This window comes from Allobosea sp. 47.2.35, assembly GCF_024655635.1.
Lineage (GTDB): Bacteria > Pseudomonadota > Alphaproteobacteria > Rhizobiales > Beijerinckiaceae > Allobosea.
The window spans coordinates 220284-235069 of record NZ_JANLGI010000002.1 but is presented as its reverse complement, the minus strand read 5'-3'; the positions used below and the strand labels follow the sequence as shown (position 1 = coordinate 235069).

Sequence of the window (14786 nt, the reverse complement as noted above, 5' to 3'; positions counted from 1 at the left end):
TTCCGGCGGCCCTCTGGATTCCGGGGCGTTTCGATAGCAAGAAGGTGACGATATCCGTCGGCAGGATCGCTGCGTGACGGACTGACGGAGCCTTCGAGCCAGCGATGATGACCCCCGCCATCCTCATCACGCTGATCGCGGCCGGGATGGCGGCGGCCGGCTTCGTCTACGTCACCGTCGAGCGCAAGCGGCAGGCCGGGACGCAAGCCATCGACAGCTATGCCTGGCCACCTGGCCTGATCGAGCGACTGGCCGAACATCACCCCACCCTGACTTCCGATGAGATCGAGCTGGTCTCCCGAGGCCTGCGCCAGTTCTTTCGCGCTTATCTGCACTCAAGCGGGCGCGCTATCGCCATGCCGTCACGCGTGGTGGACGATCTCTGGCACGAGTTCATCCTTTTCACCCGCGACTACCAGCTCTTCTGCCAGCGAGCCTTCGGCCGCTTCCTGCATCATGTGCCGGCAGTGGTCCACGGCACGCCACGCAAGCCCGGCGAGCATGGCCTTTACCGCGTCTGGAAGCTGTGCTGCCGGGAAGAGGGTATCGATCCGGAGATGGCGAACCGCCTCCCCCTCCTCTTCGCGATCGACGAACGGCTGAAGATCGAAGGAGGGTTCATGTACCACCTGGATTGGGTCAGGCGGCACCGCAGCAAGGGAGGCGGCTGCGGCGGAAGCGGCACCAGCTGCAGCGGTGACGGCAGCAGCTGCGGCGGCGACTAGTAGCACGCTGGCACGCCGCCAGGCATGGCTATGAACGTCAAAAGGGCCGCTCGCGCGGCCCTTTTCTTGAAGTATCGTCCCTCGGGGTGAGCGCAGCGCTCAGCCCCACCAGCGCTCGGAGACCGCGAAGCGACCGGCCGCCTGCTCGATCACCTCACCGAGCGAGAACAGCGTCTCCTCGTCGAAGGGGCGGCCGATAAGCTGGAGACCCAGCGGCAGGCCCTGCGCGTCGAGACCGGCAGGAACCGCGATGCCCGGCAGACCGGCCATGTTCACCGTCACCGTGAAGACGTCGTTCAGGTACATCTCGACCGGATCGGCTGAGCCCTTCTCGCCGATGCCGAAGGCGGCCGACGGCGTGGCGGGCGTCAGCACCGCGTCGATACCCTGCGCGTAGACCGTCTCGAAATCGCGCTTGATCAGCGTGCGGATCTTCTGGGCCTTGACGTAATAGGCGTCGTAATAGCCGGCCGAAAGCACATAGGTGCCGATCATGATGCGACGCTTGACCTCGGCGCCGAAGCCGGCGGCGCGGGTCTTCTCGTACATCTCGACGATGTCCCTGCCCTGCTCGCGCAGGCCGTAGCGGACGCCGTCATAGCGGGCGAGGTTGGAGGAGGCCTCGGCCGGCGCGACGATGTAATAGGCCGGCAGGGCGTATTTGGTGTGCGGCAGCGAGATCTCGACGATCTCGGCGCCGGCCGCCTTCAGCCAGGCGATGCCCTGCTGCCAGAGCGCATCGATCTCGGCGTTGAGCCCGTCGAGCCGGTATTCGCGGGGAATACCGATCTTCATGCCCTTCACGGAGCGGCCGACGGCCGCCTCGTAATCCGGCACAGCCATGTCAACGGAGGTCGTGTCCTTCGGATCATGGCCGGACATCGAGCGCAACATCACCGCCGCGTCGCGCACGGTCTTGGCGATCGGCCCGGCCTGGTCGAGCGAGGAGGCGAAGGCCACCGTGCCCCAGCGCGAGCAACGGCCATAGGTCGGCTTGATGCCGACCGTGCCGGTGAAGGCGGCGGGCTGGCGGATCGAACCGCCGGTATCGGTCGCGGTCGCGGCCAGGCAGAGATCGGCAGCGACGGCCGAAGCCGAACCGCCGGACGAGCCACCCGGCACGAGATGGTTGCCTTCGACGGAACCGCCCTGCCCGGCACCCACATTCGAACCCTTGCGGCGCCAGGGATTGACGACATTGCCGAAAGCCGAGGTCTCGTTCGACGAACCCATGGCGAATTCGTCATTGTTGAGCTTGCCGAGCATCACGGCGCCATCGCGCCAAAGCTGGCTCGTCACGGTCGATTCATAGGCCGGCACGAAATTGCCGAGGATGTTCGAGCAGGCGGTGGTGCGCACGCCATTGGTCGCGAACAGGTCCTTGATGCCGAGCGGCAGGCCTTCGAGCGGGCCGGCCGCGCCCTTGGCGAGCTTCTCGTCGGAAGCCGCCGCCTGCTTCAGGGCGTGCTCGGGGGTCTCCAGCACATAGGCGTTGAGCGCGCGCGCCTTCTCGACGGCGTCGATATGCGCCTTGGTCAGTTCGGTCGCGGAGAAGGTCTTGGCTTTCAGGCCGTCGCGGGCTTCGGTCAGCGTCAGGCGGGTGAGATCGGTCACGGTTTCAATTCCGTTCTGCATGCGGATGGCGATCCCGGATGGCGCCTCGCGCTTCCGGGATGATCGAAGAAGCGCGCGGCGCGCTTACTCGATCACCTTCGGCACCATGAAGTAATCGTCTTCGGAAGCCGGGGCGTTGGCGACGATCGCGTCGGCGATCTCGCCGTCGGTCACGACGTCCTCGCGCTGCTTCATCGCCATCGGTGTCACCGAGGTCATCGGCTCGACGCCGTCGACATCGACCTCGTTGAGCTGCTCGACGAAGCCGAGAATGGCGTTGAGCTCACCTTGCAGCTTGGGCAGATCAGCCTCCGGCACGGCGATGCGCGCGAGATGCGCGACGCGTTTGACGGTGGCGAGATCGACCGACATGGCGGACTCCTGGATAGGGCGCGGATCACGCGCCGGAAAACGGTTCGCCGCGCTATAGCGCGGCGAACGGGCAAACGTAAATCAGCATTGAGCGATCAAGCTGGTTTCTTCGGTTCAGACCGCGAAAGCCTCGCCCTTCTTCGGCAGCACCACCTTGACGCCGCTGCCCTGCATGCCGGCGACGAAGGCGTCGGCATTCTGGTCGATGATCGGGAAAGTGCCGTAATGAGCGGGGATCGCCACCTTCGGCTTGACGAAGCGCGTCATGGCGAGCGCGGCGACCTTGCCGCCCATGGTGAAGCGGTCGCCGATCGGGCAGATGCAGACCTCGACGCCATGGATCTCGCTGAGCAGCGCCATGTCGGAGAAGATGTCGGTATCGCCCATGTGCCAGAGCGTCTTTTCGCCCTTGGCCTTGATGATCGCGCCATTGGCATTGCCGACGGGGACGTTGACGCCGCCCTCGCCCATGCCGGCCGAATGGTCGGCGCGGACGAGCGTGACACTGAACGGGCCGAGATCGACGGTGCCGCCGGTGTTCATCGGGCTGAAGTTCTTCAGGCCCTGCGAGGCCAGATGCATCGCGAGGTCGTAGTTCGTGATCACCGTCGCGCCAGTCTTCCCGGCGATGTCGAGCGTGTCGCCGACATGGTCGCCATGGCCATGGGTGACGACGATATGGCTGATGCCCTTGGAGATCGCGGCGACATCACCCTCGAAAGCCGGGTTCCCGGTAAAAAACGGATCGATCAGGATAGCGGCACCGTCGAGATCGACGCGGAAAGCGGAATGGCCGTACCAGGTGAGTTTCATGCGAAGGCTCCGGGCTTTCGAAATGCCGGCCCCTATCTAGGCCGATCCGTGCCACCGACCAAGTCGACATTGCACGCAGAGAGAGGCAGGTTGCCGCCATGACGAACCCACGGAATCGCCCCATGACCGACGCAGCAACGCTCGCCCGCCGGATTGCCCAGGGCCATGGCGACGAGCCGGCCGATCTCGTCATCAAGGGCGCGAAGCTGCTCGATCTCGTCACCGGCGCGCTGGTCGAGAGCGATATCGCGATCTGTGGCGATACCATCGTCGGGACCTATGGCAGCTACGAAGGCAAGCGCGTCATCGACGCCAAGGGCCTGATCGCCGTGCCCGGCTTCATCGACACGCATCTGCACATCGAGTCCTCGCTGGTGACGCCGCTCGAATTCGAGCGCTGCGTGCTGCCGCATGGCGTCACCACCGCGATCTGCGATCCGCACGAGATTTCGAACGTGCTGGGTGTCGAGGGCATCCGCTATTTCCTCGCCTGCGCCGAGGCGATGCGGATGGACCTGCGCGTCAATCTCTCAAGCTGTGTGCCGGCGACGCACCTGGAGACGGCGGGCGCGCAACTTGAGGCCGGCGACCTGACGCCGATGATGGATCATCCGAAGGTGATCGGCCTGGCCGAGTTCATGAATTTTCCGGGCGTGATCCATCGCGATCCCGGCTGCCTCGCCAAGCTCGAAGCCTTCTCGCATCGCCATATCGACGGCCATGCGCCGCTGGTGCGCGGCATGGATCTCAACGCCTATCTCGCCGCCGGCATCCGCACCGACCACGAGACGACCACCGCCGACGAAGCCCGCGAAAAGCTTGCCAAGGGCATGGCGATCCTGATCCGCGAGGGCTCGGTTTCGAAGGACCTGCATCAGCTCATCCCGCTGATCTCGCGCGACGCCTCGCCCTTCCTCGCCTTCTGCACCGATGACCGCAACCCGCTCGATATCGGCGAGGAAGGCCATCTCGACTACATGATCCGCACCGCCATCGCCGAGGGCGCGGATGTGCTCGCGACCTATCGCATCGCCTCCTTGTCGGCCGCGCGGAATTTCGGGCTGTTCGATCGCGGCTTCATCGGGCCGGGCAAGCGCGCCGATATCGTGCTGGTCGAGGACCTCGCCGCCTGCTCGGTGAAGCAGGTCTTGACCGGCGGCCGGCTGGTCGAGGAGGCGCTGTTCGCGGATCGGGCGAACATCGCGCCGGTCGGGCTCGGCAGCGTGAAGAGCCGCAAGCTCGCTCCGGTCGATTTTTCCGCGAAGGCCCGCGACGGCGAGACGCCGGTGATCGGTGTGGTGCCGGGGCGGATCATCACCGAGCGGCTGGCGATGGCCCTGCCCTCACGCGACGGCGAGGCCCTGCCCGATCTCGCGCAGGATGCGATCAAGGTCACGGTGATCGAGCGGCACGGCAAGAACGGCGGCATCGCCACCGGCTTCGTCCATGGCTTCGGCATGAAGCACGGCGCCATCGCCTCCTCGGTCGGCCATGACAGCCATAATCTCTGCGTCGTCGGCGTCGACGAGGCCTCGATGGCAGCGGCGGCCAACCGCCTGATCGAGATCGGCGGCGGCTTCGCCGTGGCCGATGGCGGCAAGGTCACGGCGGAGCTGGCGCTGCCCGTCGCCGGGCTGATGAGCGAGCAGCCCTTCGAGGCGGTACGGCACGATCTTGAGAAGCTACGCGCGGCGGCGAAGGCGCTCGGCGTCTTACTGGCCGAGCCTTTCCTGCAGGTCGCCTTCCTGACCCTGCCGGTGATCCCGCATCTCAAGATCACCGACAAGGGACTGGTTGATGTGGATCGGTTCGATTTCGTGTTAGGCTGAGGCGGCAAGTTTCAAGGTGCACTGATCAAGCAGCGTTTGCTTTGGGTCGATTTCAGACCTTGAAGCTAGCTTGCCTTCTGGCAGGCGTTTAGCGACTTTTGGCTTGCCGTTTCGTATGGTGCAGCAGGAGCTAACGAAGGTGCCGCAATCCGATCTGAGGCTCTTGCCGCCTTGGCGTTCTGTCGATCACGATGAGCAGCAAAAATTTATCGAAGTGATCAATAACGTCCGCCCTGATAACGTTCTTTCCCTACAGAAGTACGCAATTGTCGCACGAACTGGTTTTCGCGATGAGTTCATTATTCGTTTCGAAGACGGACGCTTCGCACGCGTGTTGATGCCAGACTGCTATTTCCCAGCGCATCCAAGCGATCCGCTTGAGGTCATTTACTACGACGATGTCGGCAGGCTAAACGATCTTGTCGCCGAGGATGCGACTGACTGGGGGGAGTAGATATCCGCAACGGGTTGAACGCGGTCACCGCCGGCCGCCCCGTCTCTGCCCTAAATCCGCTCCTCCAGCGCCGCCATGACCTTCTCCGCGACGAGCCCGGAGACCCGCCCGTTCGACTCCACCGTATTACCGGCGATATGCGGCGTCAGGATCAGGTTGGGCGCGCCGGCGAAAACCTTGGCGGCGTCCTTGCCAAGCGGCTCCTGCTCGTAGACGTCGATCGCGGCGCCGCCGAGCTTGCCGGCCTTGAGCGCCTTGACCAGAGCCGCCTCGTCCATGATGCCGCCGCGCGCGGTGTTGATCAGGATCGCGTCCGGCTTCATCCGGGCGAAGGCTTTGGCGTCGATCATGCCGCGGGTTTCCGAGGTCAGCGGGACATGCAGGCTGACCACGTCGGCCTCGGCCAGCAACTCGTCGAGCTCCAGCCGGCGCACGCCGCTCCAGGCGGGGTCGTCGGCCGGCAGGCGCGGATGGCAGGCAGCGACCTCCATGCCGATGGCGCGGGCATGGCGGGCGACGTCGCGGGCGATGGCGCCGAAGCCGACGAGGCCCATCAGCTTGCCGGCGATCTCGCGGCCGATCAGCTTGGTCTTCGGGAATTCGCCGGCGACCATCGCGGCATTGGCGAAATAGGCGCCGCGCAGCAGGGTCATCGTCGTGCCGATGACATATTCGACGACGGAAAGGCTGTTGGCCCCCGTCGCGGGGAAGACGCGGATGCCGCGCGCGGCGCAGACTTCCATGTCGAGATTGTCGAGGCCGACGCCGAGGCGGCCGATCACCTTGAGCCGCTTCGCCGCCTCCAGGACCTTGCCGCGGACCTGCGTCTGGTTGCGCACGATCACGGCCGGGACATCGGCGAAGAGCCGCGCCATCTCGTCGAGGTTGGCATAGAGTTCGGGATCGTAATGGACCGAAAAGCGCGCCTTCAGGTTGGCGACGGCGGTGTCGTCCATGAATTCGGTGATGACGATATCGGTCATGATCTCCCCCGCAGCCTTCTGTCGGGCTTTCAGCCGAGCAGCACAAGGCCGCCGGTGACGACCACGAGGATCGTCAGGGTCGTGCCGGTGACGAGCGCGAGATGGCGCCAGCCGAGCCGGGCCATCGCCGCCATGGAAGTACCGAGCCCCAGCGCCGCGATGGCGATGAGCAGGCCCCAGCGCGAGGCCTCGAGCAAAGCGTCGCGGATCGGCTGGTAGGTCGGGCTGAGTGCGGGCACGAGCGCGAGCAGGCTGTTCAGCACGCAGAGCGCCAGGAAGACGATGGCGAAGACCGGCACCGGCACCTTGGCCTTGGAGAGCTCGCTGTTGTCGCGCACCAGCCACCAGCCGACGATCAGCACCGCGGGCAGCAGCAGGAAGACGCGGAAGAGCTTCACGATCACCGCCGCGTTGGCGACCTCATCCGAGACCGACTGGCCGGCGCCGACCACCTGCGCCACGTCATGGATCGTGCCGCCGAGCATGATCCCGGTCTGCTGCGGCGAGAAACCGAGCCAGGTGCAGATCAGCGGATAGGCCAGCATCGCGATGGTGGCGAAGACATTCATCGCGATGACGGTGAAGGCGACGTCGGCCGCCTTGTTGCGATAGTCCGGCACGACCGTCGCCGTGGCGAGCGCGGCGGAGGCGCCGCAGACGGCGGTGGCAACGCCTGCGAGCGCCCCCATGCCCGCCTCGCGGCCGAGCATCCGCGCCAGCGCGAAGCCGACGACGACGGTGATCACCATCGAACCGACGACCAAAAGCGCGGTCGAGATGCCGAGGGCGGCGATGTCACCCAGCGCGATGCGCAGGCCGAGGAGCGCGATCGCCCAGCGCAGGAGCTTCTTGACGCAGAAGGTCATGCCCGGCGCGAAGCGCTTCGTGTTCGCGACCGGATGCAGCAGCATGCCGATGACCAGCGCGATGACGATGGCGGGGATGCCGATGCGCCCGCCAGCCGCCGTCTTGAGGACCGGCTCCAGCAGGGCCGAGACGATGGCGACCACGGCCGAGAGCAGGATGCCCGGCAGGAGCGGGCCGAGGGAACCCGCTTTGCGGGACGCAGCGATGTCGGTCATGGGGCGGTGCTGACGATGAAACGAAGGCGTTGATCGGGGCTGTAGAGCGGCGCGACGAAAGTCTCGATCAATCGCCCGCCATTTTTCTCGATGATGCGGCGCGAGGCGTGGTTGGTCGCGTCGCAGGTGATGGTGATTTCGGGCAGGCCGGCCTCGCGCGCCACCCCCAGCATCGCTGCGAGCGCGGCGGTGGCGTAGCCGTGGCCGGCGAAGGCCGGCAGGATGGTGTAGCCGACATGGCCGAGCACATGTTCAGGCAGGGCCAGGATCGGGCGGCCGTCCTTCTCCTGCCAGCGCAGGTTGATCGAGCCGATGAAGGGGCGCTCCGGGCGGTCCTCGGCGAATATCCAGCGCGTCGGCCCGGGGATGCGATCGACCTCGCGGCCATCGGGCAGGCGGATACGCCCCGGACCGCCGCGAATCTCGGCGAGGAAGGCATCGGGGTCGGCGGCGATGGCGGCGAGCTGCTCGGGCGCGACATTGCGCGTCGTGTTCGGCGACCAGCCACCACGCAAGGCCGCCTCATAGGCGCCGAGCAGGGCCTTGTCGGGAACTTGCAGCGAGATCCGCGCCGGCACGGGAAATATCCTTCTACGCGGCGGCGCCGCTACCCAAGGGCGCGGATATAGCCTGATAGCCGGCGTTGCGCGATGACTTCCGCGCTACAGCTATGGAGAAGCAGCTATTCGCCGGGCGCATCGGAAAAGGTATTGCTCGCGAGGCCCGCCGGCGCGTGATACCGCCGTCTCATGACCAGCGCCGTCGTTCCGCTCGAAGCCTTTGTCGACCTGCCGCCGCATGCGCGGCTGCTTGGGCTCGACCTCGGCACGAAGACGATCGGGCTCGCGCTATCCGACATCGAGCGACAGATCGCGTCGCCCCTGGAGACGATCCAGCGGGTGAAGTTCGGGCTCGACGCGGCAGCGCTGCTGAAAATCGCCGAAAAGCATCAGGTCGCCGGGCTGGTGATCGGCCTGCCGCTCAACATGGACGGCACGGAGGGCCCGCGCGTGCAGTCGACCCGCGCCTTCGTGCGCAATCTCGCGCCGCTGACGGAGCTGCCGATCGTGTTCTGGGACGAGCGCATGTCGACGCTCGCGGTGACGCGCACGCTGCTCGATGCCGATGCCTCGCGCGCCAAGCGCGCCGCCGTCGTCGACAAGATGGCGGCCGCCTACATCCTGCAGGGCGCGCTCGACCGGCTGGGCCGGCTCGGCCCGCAGGATGACGAAGGCCAATACGACTGAGGGCCGCCCGCCGGATGGCGGGCAGCCCACATGAAAGCTTTCGCTGCCAGCCGCAGGCCGGCTAGTTGAAGATCTGGCCGCGCTTGATTGCCCGCTTCTGCGCCTCGCGCTCGTTCTTCACGGCGCGCTTCTGCTCTTCGATGCTCATGCCGGCCATCGGATTCCGGGAGCGCTGGCCATATACGGGGCCACGGCCATCATCGCGACCGAAGCTATCGCGGGAGCCGTAACGGGAGCCGCGGTCATCGCCACGCCAGGAATCGCGGCGCCCGTCATCCCGGCGATCGTAGCCACGGCGCTCATAGCCATCGCGCGGCCGACGCTCGTAACCATAGCCCTGCCCGCCGTAATACTGCGCGACTGCCTGCTGGGCAGAAGCCCAGGCAAGCGCCATCAGGCCAAGGCCTATGATCCCTGCTCGTCGAAGCGACTTCATGGTGATGATCCCCCCGTCAACAAACCCAGGACGCCACATGGCGCCGAAATCTAAAAGATGAGCTTACGAGCAAAGGCCCGCGCGGATTGCGCGGACCTTGCAAGCCAGAGCTTCAGCACCCTCAACGATATTCGCGATAGTGGCGGAAATCGTAGGGAGCGTAGCCGTAAGGCGCATAGTAACGTCGCGGGGCGACATAGACCGGCGCCGGCTCGTAATAATCGTCGTAATAGTAGCTCGGCGCCGCATAGGCACGGCTGCTGGCCGCGACGGCGGCTGCGCCCAGGATTCCGAGGCCAATCGCTCCAGCGACAGCCGCTCCGCGGGACGAGCCGCGCCAGTGGCCACGATAGCCGTGACGGTAGCGATACTGCGTGTATTCGACCTGGGCCTTGTCGAGACGCGTCGCGTCGAAGCCACGCGTCTGCGCCATGGCGGGAACCGCGAAGCTACCGGCGGCGACACTGGCCACGGTCAGCGCAACAGCGGCCTTTTTCTTCAGAGACATCATGGCGGCATCTCCTTTCGCGAGATCACCCAACGTTGAAGCCAGCATGGGGTGAACCGGTTGAATGGGACCTGAACCAATCGCGGCAGCATTGCGGCAGGGACAGGGCTGTCCTTCTTCCGCGCCCTTGCCGGCCACGGGAGGGCATGACAGGGACAGGTCTGTTCGCCCGATGAAACGGCCGGCCGCCTTCATTGTTCCGCCTGGGCTCCCGGCCCTCCCCTCCCTTCCGGCCCTTCCATGCTCGACAGCCTCATCGCCGTCTTCCTCATCATCGCGACGGGCTGGTTCCTGAAGGAGCGCGGCATCGTCTCGCCGGCACATTGGGTCGGCGTCGAGCGCCTGACCTATCAGGTGCTCTTCCCGGCGGTGGTGATCCATACGCTCGCCATGGCCGACCTGCGCAGCATGCCAGTCCTCGGCATGGGCTCCAGCCTCGTGCTTGCCATCCTCAGCGTCGCCGCCCTGCTCCTGCTCGCCCGCCCGCTCATGGCCCGCGCCGGCATCGACGGGCCGGCCTTCACCTCGATCTTCCAGGGCTCGGTGCGCTGGAACACCTTCGTCGGCCTTGCGCTCGCCGCCGGCCTGCAGGGCCGCACAGGCACGACCCTGATGGCGATCGCCGTCGCCTCGATGATTCCGCTGCTGAACATCATGTGCGTCTTCGTGCTCGCCCGCTTCGCCAGCGGCAAACCGATGAGCCTCGGCGCGACGATCCGCTCGATCCTCTACAACCCCTTCATCTGGTCTTCGGCCGCTGGCCTCGCGCTGAACCAGCTCCAGTGGATGCTGCCCAGCGCCTTCACCAGCTATCTCGACGTGCTCGGCCGTGCCTCGCTCGGCATCGGCCTGCTCGTGGTCGGCTCGGCGCTCGATCTGAACCGGCTGGCGCGGCCACGGCTGGCCCATGCCGTAGCGGTCTGCCTGAAGCTCGCGGTGATGCCGGTTCTCGCCTGGCTCTATGCCGGCTGGTTCGGCGTCACCGGTCCGGCCCTTGCCATGACGGTGGTCGCCGCAGCGGTCCCGACCGCGACAGCCGCCTATTTCCTGGCGCGCGACCTGGGCGGCGACGCGCCCCTGATGGCCGAAATCACGACGCTGCAGACCCTGCTCGCCCTGGCGACGATTCCCGTCGCCGTGATATTCTTGAAGTAAGATACTTACGCTTGAAATTCATTCATATTTGCAATCTATAATTGCATATCCGTAGGGAATCGCAGCCCTGCGGACGAGTTGGTCCCCCATTATGGGAGGGAATCCATCCGCCATGAAGCAAAAAGCATCCAAGCTGGTCTCGCTTGAATCCATCACGAGCGGGGGCGACGAAGACGACGTTCCCAATCGGCCGATGTCACCGCTAGAAGCGGCGTCCTTCATCGAAGGAATGGCAGCCGAATTGCGCGCCATGGCCCGCAACACCAAGCTCAGCGCGCTCAGCTACTTTCTGGAGATGGCCCGGATCGAAGCCTCCGCCGAAGTCGAGCGACTGGCATCCCCGAGCAGCGAACGCCACTGAGCCCATACGGTTTTCTCACGGAGTGGCGCGCGACAGCGTTCCGCCGGGATGACGCCTTATTGCGCCCGTGAGTTCCAACTCGACCAGGACGTGGCCGACCTCGCCGGCAGCAAGCCCGCTGGCACGGACAAGATCATCCAGCGCGATCGGTGTCAGCCCGAGGAGATCGAGCACGCGGCGGCCGGGATCGGCGGCAGCCGTCGTCGGCAAGGACGAGGGAGGCTCCAGCGCGAAACCACCTTCGTGCCGGGCGTAGCCGGGGGCCGGCTCGATTTCAGGCAGGTCGAGTTCGTCCCACATCGCCTCGGCTGGCGGCTCGCCGGCGCCTTCGCGGATCAGACGGGGCGGCAGCGACAGGTCGAGTTCGCGCTGGCGCAAGGGCTGCAGCGCCTCGATGACATGAGCCGCCTCGGCGCAGAGCGTGGCGCCCTCGCGAATGAGATGATTGCCACCCTCGGCACGCGGATCGAGCGGCGAGCCGGGGACTGCGAAGACCAGCCTGCCCTGCTCGTTGGCAAAGCGCGCGGTGATCAGCGAGCCCGAGCGACGCGCCGCCTCGACCACGACCGTCCCCAGCGAGAGCCCCGAGACCAGGCGGTTGCGACGAGGGAAGTCGCGGGCCCGCGCCACCCAACCAAGCGGCATCTCGCTGACGATCGCACCACGCTCCGTGATGCGGCGGGCGAGCGGGATGTTCTGCGGCGGGTAGATCTCGTCGAGCCCGCCGGCGAGGACGGCGACGGTGCCGGTCTCAAGGCTCGCCTCATGGGCGGCGGTGTCAATGCCGCGCGCGAGGCCGGAAACCACCGTAAAATCGGCCTCGCCGAGCTCGCGAGCGAGGCGCGCGGTGAACTTCATCCCGGCGGCCGAGGCATTGCGCGAACCGACCAGCGCCACGCCCGGTCGTTGCAGCACCTCCGCATGTCCGAGCACGGCCAACAGGGGCGGAGCCGAATCGATCGCCTGCAGCGGCACGGGATACTCAGCCTCGCCGAGCGCGATGAAACGGCCGCCGAGGCGCGACAGGCCGTCGAGTTCACGCTCCGCTTCGCCGGGAGAGCAGATGCGGATATCGCGGCCGGCCTGCCGGGCGAGGTCCGGCAGAGCATCCAGCGCCGCGGCCGCGCCGCCGAAGCGGTTCATCAGGGAGCGGAAGCTGCGCGGGCCGATGCTTTCGCTGCGGATCAACCGCAACCAATCGAGACGCTGGCGATCGGAGAGGACGATCCCAGCCATGCCCCTGTCAGCCCTTCTGGCCGATCTTGCCTTCGCGCCCGGCCAGCAGCCGGGCGATGTTCTCCCGGTGCATGATCCAGAGCAGGACGGTGAGCCCGGCCATGACGAGCGCAGCCTTCGGCATCCCGGCCCAGAACCAGAGCAGGAGCGGCGTCAGGGCGCTGGCGACCAGTGCGGAGAGCGAGGAATAGCGGAAGAGATAGGCCAGGCTCAGCCAGATCGCGGCGAAGACCAATGCGATCGAGGCCTTCACGCCGATCAGCACGCCGAGATAGGTCGCGACGCCCTTGCCGCCCTTGAAGCGCAGCCAGACCGGGAAGAGATGGCCGAGGAAGGCGCCGACACCGGCCGCCAGCGCCGCCTCGGGGCCACCGAGGAAGCGCGCACCGACGAGAACCGCGACCGTTCCCTTCAGCATGTCACCGACGAGGGTCGCGGCCGCGAGCTTCTTGTTGCCGGTGCGCAGGACGTTGGTCGCGCCGATATTGCCCGAGCCGATGCTGCGCAGGTCCGGGCCACCCGCAAGCTTGGTCAGGATGATGCCGAAAGGGATCGAGCCGAAGAGATAGCCGACGACGAGGGCGATCAGCGTGGCGGGGCCGGAGAGGCCCCAGTTCAGAACATCCGTCATGCCGCCCCTTTTCCCCCGCGGTTCGCGGACAGCCTAGCCCGGCTCGGCCTCGTAGGCCACCCGGCCGCCGACGAAGGTCGCGGCAACGATGCCTTCGAGCCGCGCCTCGTCGAAGGGCGAGTTCTTGGCGCGCGACTTGAGCTTGCGCTTGTCGACGACGAAGGGCGCTTCGGGATCGAAGAGCACGAGGTCGGCAGGCGCACCGACGGCGAGCCTGCCGGCGGCAAGCCCGATCAGCGCGGCCGGCCGCGCCGAGAGTGCGGCGAGCAATTGCGGCAGGCCGATCTGCCCGGCCTGGACCAGGCGCTGGGCAGCGGAGAGCATGGTCTCGATGCCGAGCGCGCCGTCAGCGCATTCTGAGAAGGGCTGGCGCTTGGTCTCGACATCCTGCGGGTCGTGATCGGAGACGACGACGTCGATCACGCCCTCGGCCAAAGCCGCGACCATGGCGAGGCGGTCGTCCTCATGGCGCAACGGCGGCGTGACCTTGCAGAAGGTGCGGTACTCGCCGACATCGTTCTCATTGAGGGTCAGGTTGTTGATCGAGACGCCGCAGGTGATGCGCACGCCGTCCTGCTTGGCGCGGCGCACCAGCTCGACCGATTCCGCGCAGGAGATCATTGCGGCGTGGTAGCGGGCGCCGCTGGCACGGGCGAGGCGGATGTCGCGCTCCAGCATCACCGTCTCAGCCTCGATCGGGATTCCCGGCAGACCCCTGCGGCTGGCGAATTCGCCCTCGTTCATCACGCCGGAGCCGCGCAGGTCGGGGTCCTCGACATGATTCATGATGAGGGCATCGAAATTGCGGGCATAGATCATGGCGCGGCGCATGACCTGCGGATTGCGCAGGCCCTTCGCGCCATCGCAGAAGGAAACCGCCCCTGCCTCGAGCAGCAGGCCGAACTCGGTGATCTCCTTGCCCTCCAGCCCCTTGGTCAGGGCGGCGCAGGAGAGGACGTTGACGACGGCCTTGTCGCGGGCGCGGCGCTTCACGAAATCGATGATCGCGGGGTCGTCGATCACCGGATTGGTATCCGGGCGGCAGACCACGGTGGTCACGCCGCCGGCAGCAGCGGCCTGCGAGCCGGTGCCGAGCGTCTCGCGGAATTCGGCGCCGGGCTCGCCGAGGAAGGCGCGCAGGTCGACGAGGCCGGGCGTCAGCACCTGGCCCTTCGCGTCGATGCGGCGCACGCCCTCGCCCGTGGCGGGCGTGCCCTGCCACTCGACCGCGGCGATGGCGCCGTCGCGGATGAGGACGGAACCTGTACCCTCACGACCCGTGGCGGGGTCGATCAGGCGCGCGTTGACGATTGCGATGTCCTGCGTGTCAGCCATGTTCG

At 66.6% G+C, this 14786-nt stretch carries 17 protein-coding genes; 6 read left to right on the top strand and 11 right to left on the bottom strand.

The window, feature by feature from the left end; translation table 11 throughout:
• Positions 1–104 precede the first annotated feature (104 nt).
• A complete protein-coding gene (locus NUV79_RS03740; RefSeq protein WP_257731741.1) occupies positions 105–725 on the top strand; it encodes a glycine-rich domain-containing protein in 621 nt (206 codons plus the stop codon).
• Between the two features lie 99 nt (positions 726–824).
• On the opposite strand, the gene gatA is transcribed toward NUV79_RS03740, so the two are convergent.
• The 3 genes from gatA to NUV79_RS03725 all read right to left on the bottom strand — a co-directional run bounded on the left by gatA (position 825) and on the right by NUV79_RS03725 (position 3524).
• Positions 825–2339 (bottom strand): Asp-tRNA(Asn)/Glu-tRNA(Gln) amidotransferase subunit GatA, encoded by a 1515-nt coding sequence (gene gatA, locus NUV79_RS03735; protein ID WP_257731982.1) that lies wholly within the window; start codon positions 2337–2339, stop codon positions 825–827.
• Between the two features lie 84 nt (positions 2340–2423).
• Complete coding sequence (gene gatC / locus NUV79_RS03730; protein WP_257731740.1) at positions 2424–2711, bottom strand: Asp-tRNA(Asn)/Glu-tRNA(Gln) amidotransferase subunit GatC; 288 nt, start codon at positions 2709–2711, stop codon at positions 2424–2426.
• A gap of 114 nt (positions 2712–2825) precedes the next feature.
• Positions 2826–3524, bottom strand: a complete 699-nt coding sequence (locus NUV79_RS03725) for a metal-dependent hydrolase (protein ID WP_257731739.1) — start codon at positions 3522–3524, stop codon at positions 2826–2828.
• A gap of 122 nt (positions 3525–3646) precedes the next feature.
• Here NUV79_RS03725 and ade point away from each other — a divergent pair, with 122 nt between their 5' ends.
• Positions 3647–5353: an adenine deaminase gene (gene ade, locus NUV79_RS03720; RefSeq protein ID WP_257731738.1), complete on the top strand. Its 1707-nt coding sequence runs from the start codon at positions 3647–3649 to the stop codon at positions 5351–5353.
• Between the two features lie 139 nt (positions 5354–5492).
• Positions 5493–5807, top strand: coding sequence for a hypothetical protein (locus NUV79_RS03715; protein ID WP_257731737.1), 315 nt, complete (start codon positions 5493–5495; stop codon positions 5805–5807).
• A gap of 50 nt (positions 5808–5857) precedes the next feature.
• Here NUV79_RS03715 and NUV79_RS03710 read toward each other — a convergent pair whose 3' ends face one another.
• The 3 genes from NUV79_RS03710 to NUV79_RS03700 are packed head-to-tail and all read right to left on the bottom strand — an operon-like array spanning position 5858 to position 8450.
• Entirely contained in the window at positions 5858–6790 is a 933-nt protein-coding gene (locus NUV79_RS03710) for a hydroxyacid dehydrogenase (RefSeq protein ID WP_257731736.1), read from the bottom strand.
• Between the two features lie 29 nt (positions 6791–6819).
• Positions 6820–7872, bottom strand: coding sequence for a YeiH family protein (locus tag NUV79_RS03705; protein ID WP_257731735.1), 1053 nt, complete (start codon positions 7870–7872; stop codon positions 6820–6822).
• A complete protein-coding gene (locus NUV79_RS03700) occupies positions 7869–8450 on the bottom strand; it encodes a GNAT family N-acetyltransferase (RefSeq protein WP_257731734.1) in 582 nt (193 codons plus the stop codon). The genes NUV79_RS03705 and NUV79_RS03700 overlap by 4 nt, the downstream gene beginning before the upstream one ends.
• A 171-nt stretch (positions 8451–8621) precedes the next feature.
• Between NUV79_RS03700 and ruvX the strand changes: the two genes are divergently transcribed.
• Complete coding sequence (gene ruvX / locus NUV79_RS03695) at positions 8622–9119, top strand: Holliday junction resolvase RuvX (RefSeq protein ID WP_257731733.1); 498 nt, start codon at positions 8622–8624, stop codon at positions 9117–9119.
• Positions 9120–9180: 61 nt separating this feature from the next.
• Here the strand turns inward: ruvX and NUV79_RS03690 are convergent, their stop codons facing one another.
• Both NUV79_RS03690 and NUV79_RS03685 read right to left on the bottom strand, forming a co-directional pair.
• Positions 9181–9555: a synembryn gene (locus NUV79_RS03690; RefSeq protein WP_257731732.1), complete on the bottom strand. Its 375-nt coding sequence runs from the start codon at positions 9553–9555 to the stop codon at positions 9181–9183.
• 121 nt (positions 9556–9676) lie between these two features.
• Entirely contained in the window at positions 9677–10066 is a 390-nt protein-coding gene (locus tag NUV79_RS03685; protein WP_257731731.1) for a hypothetical protein, read from the bottom strand.
• A 237-nt stretch (positions 10067–10303) separates the two neighbouring features.
• Between NUV79_RS03685 and NUV79_RS03680 the strand changes: the two genes are divergently transcribed.
• Together NUV79_RS03680 and NUV79_RS03675 are read left to right on the top strand one after the other, a co-directional pair.
• Entirely contained in the window at positions 10304–11218 is a 915-nt protein-coding gene (locus NUV79_RS03680; RefSeq protein ID WP_257731730.1) for an AEC family transporter, read from the top strand.
• Between the two features lie 112 nt (positions 11219–11330).
• Positions 11331–11579 carry a hypothetical protein gene (locus NUV79_RS03675; RefSeq protein WP_257731729.1) on the top strand — a complete coding sequence of 83 codons (249 nt, stop codon included), beginning with the start codon at positions 11331–11333 and terminating at the stop codon, positions 11577–11579.
• A 15-nt stretch (positions 11580–11594) separates the two neighbouring features.
• Here NUV79_RS03675 and dprA read toward each other — a convergent pair whose 3' ends face one another.
• From dprA to pyrC, 3 genes are read right to left on the bottom strand one after another with little or no spacing between them, the layout of a single operon-like run.
• Entirely contained in the window at positions 11595–12806 is a 1212-nt protein-coding gene (gene dprA, locus NUV79_RS03670; RefSeq protein ID WP_257731981.1) for a DNA-processing protein DprA, read from the bottom strand.
• Positions 12807–12822: 16 nt separating this feature from the next.
• The gene (gene plsY, locus NUV79_RS03665; protein ID WP_257731728.1) at positions 12823–13446 is read right to left on the bottom strand and encodes a glycerol-3-phosphate 1-O-acyltransferase PlsY; all 624 of its coding nucleotides are present in this window, start codon (positions 13444–13446) and stop codon (positions 12823–12825) included.
• 33 nt (positions 13447–13479) lie between these two features.
• Positions 13480–14781 carry a dihydroorotase gene (gene pyrC / locus NUV79_RS03660; RefSeq protein ID WP_257731727.1) on the bottom strand — a complete coding sequence of 434 codons (1302 nt, stop codon included), beginning with the start codon at positions 14779–14781 and terminating at the stop codon, positions 13480–13482.
• Between the last annotated feature and the right edge of the window lie 5 nt (positions 14782–14786).

Bases quoted from the DNA above. Each gene is read 5' to 3' on its own strand.
- plsY (WP_257731728.1), bottom strand. From the start codon at position 13,446: ATGACGGATGTTCTGAACTGGGGCCTCTCCGGCCCCGCCACGCTGATC.
- gatC (WP_257731740.1), bottom strand. From the start codon at position 2,711: ATGTCGGTCGATCTCGCCACCGTCAAACGCGTCGCGCATCTCGCGCGC.
- NUV79_RS03740 (WP_257731741.1), top strand. From the start codon at position 105: ATGATGACCCCCGCCATCCTCATCACGCTGATCGCGGCCGGGATGGCG.
- NUV79_RS03675 (WP_257731729.1), top strand. From the start codon at position 11,331: ATGAAGCAAAAAGCATCCAAGCTGGTCTCGCTTGAATCCATCACGAGC.
- ade (WP_257731738.1), top strand. From the start codon at position 3,647: ATGACCGACGCAGCAACGCTCGCCCGCCGGATTGCCCAGGGCCATGGC.
- NUV79_RS03705 (WP_257731735.1), bottom strand. From the start codon at position 7,872: ATGACCGACATCGCTGCGTCCCGCAAAGCGGGTTCCCTCGGCCCGCTC.
- ruvX (WP_257731733.1), top strand. From the start codon at position 8,622: ATGACCAGCGCCGTCGTTCCGCTCGAAGCCTTTGTCGACCTGCCGCCG.
- NUV79_RS03680 (WP_257731730.1), top strand. From the start codon at position 10,304: ATGCTCGACAGCCTCATCGCCGTCTTCCTCATCATCGCGACGGGCTGG.
- pyrC (WP_257731727.1), bottom strand. From the start codon at position 14,781: ATGGCTGACACGCAGGACATCGCAATCGTCAACGCGCGCCTGATCGAC.
- NUV79_RS03685 (WP_257731731.1), bottom strand. From the start codon at position 10,066: ATGATGTCTCTGAAGAAAAAGGCCGCTGTTGCGCTGACCGTGGCCAGT.
- NUV79_RS03710 (WP_257731736.1), bottom strand. From the start codon at position 6,790: ATGACCGATATCGTCATCACCGAATTCATGGACGACACCGCCGTCGCC.
- NUV79_RS03725 (WP_257731739.1), bottom strand. From the start codon at position 3,524: ATGAAACTCACCTGGTACGGCCATTCCGCTTTCCGCGTCGATCTCGAC.
- NUV79_RS03690 (WP_257731732.1), bottom strand. From the start codon at position 9,555: ATGAAGTCGCTTCGACGAGCAGGGATCATAGGCCTTGGCCTGATGGCG.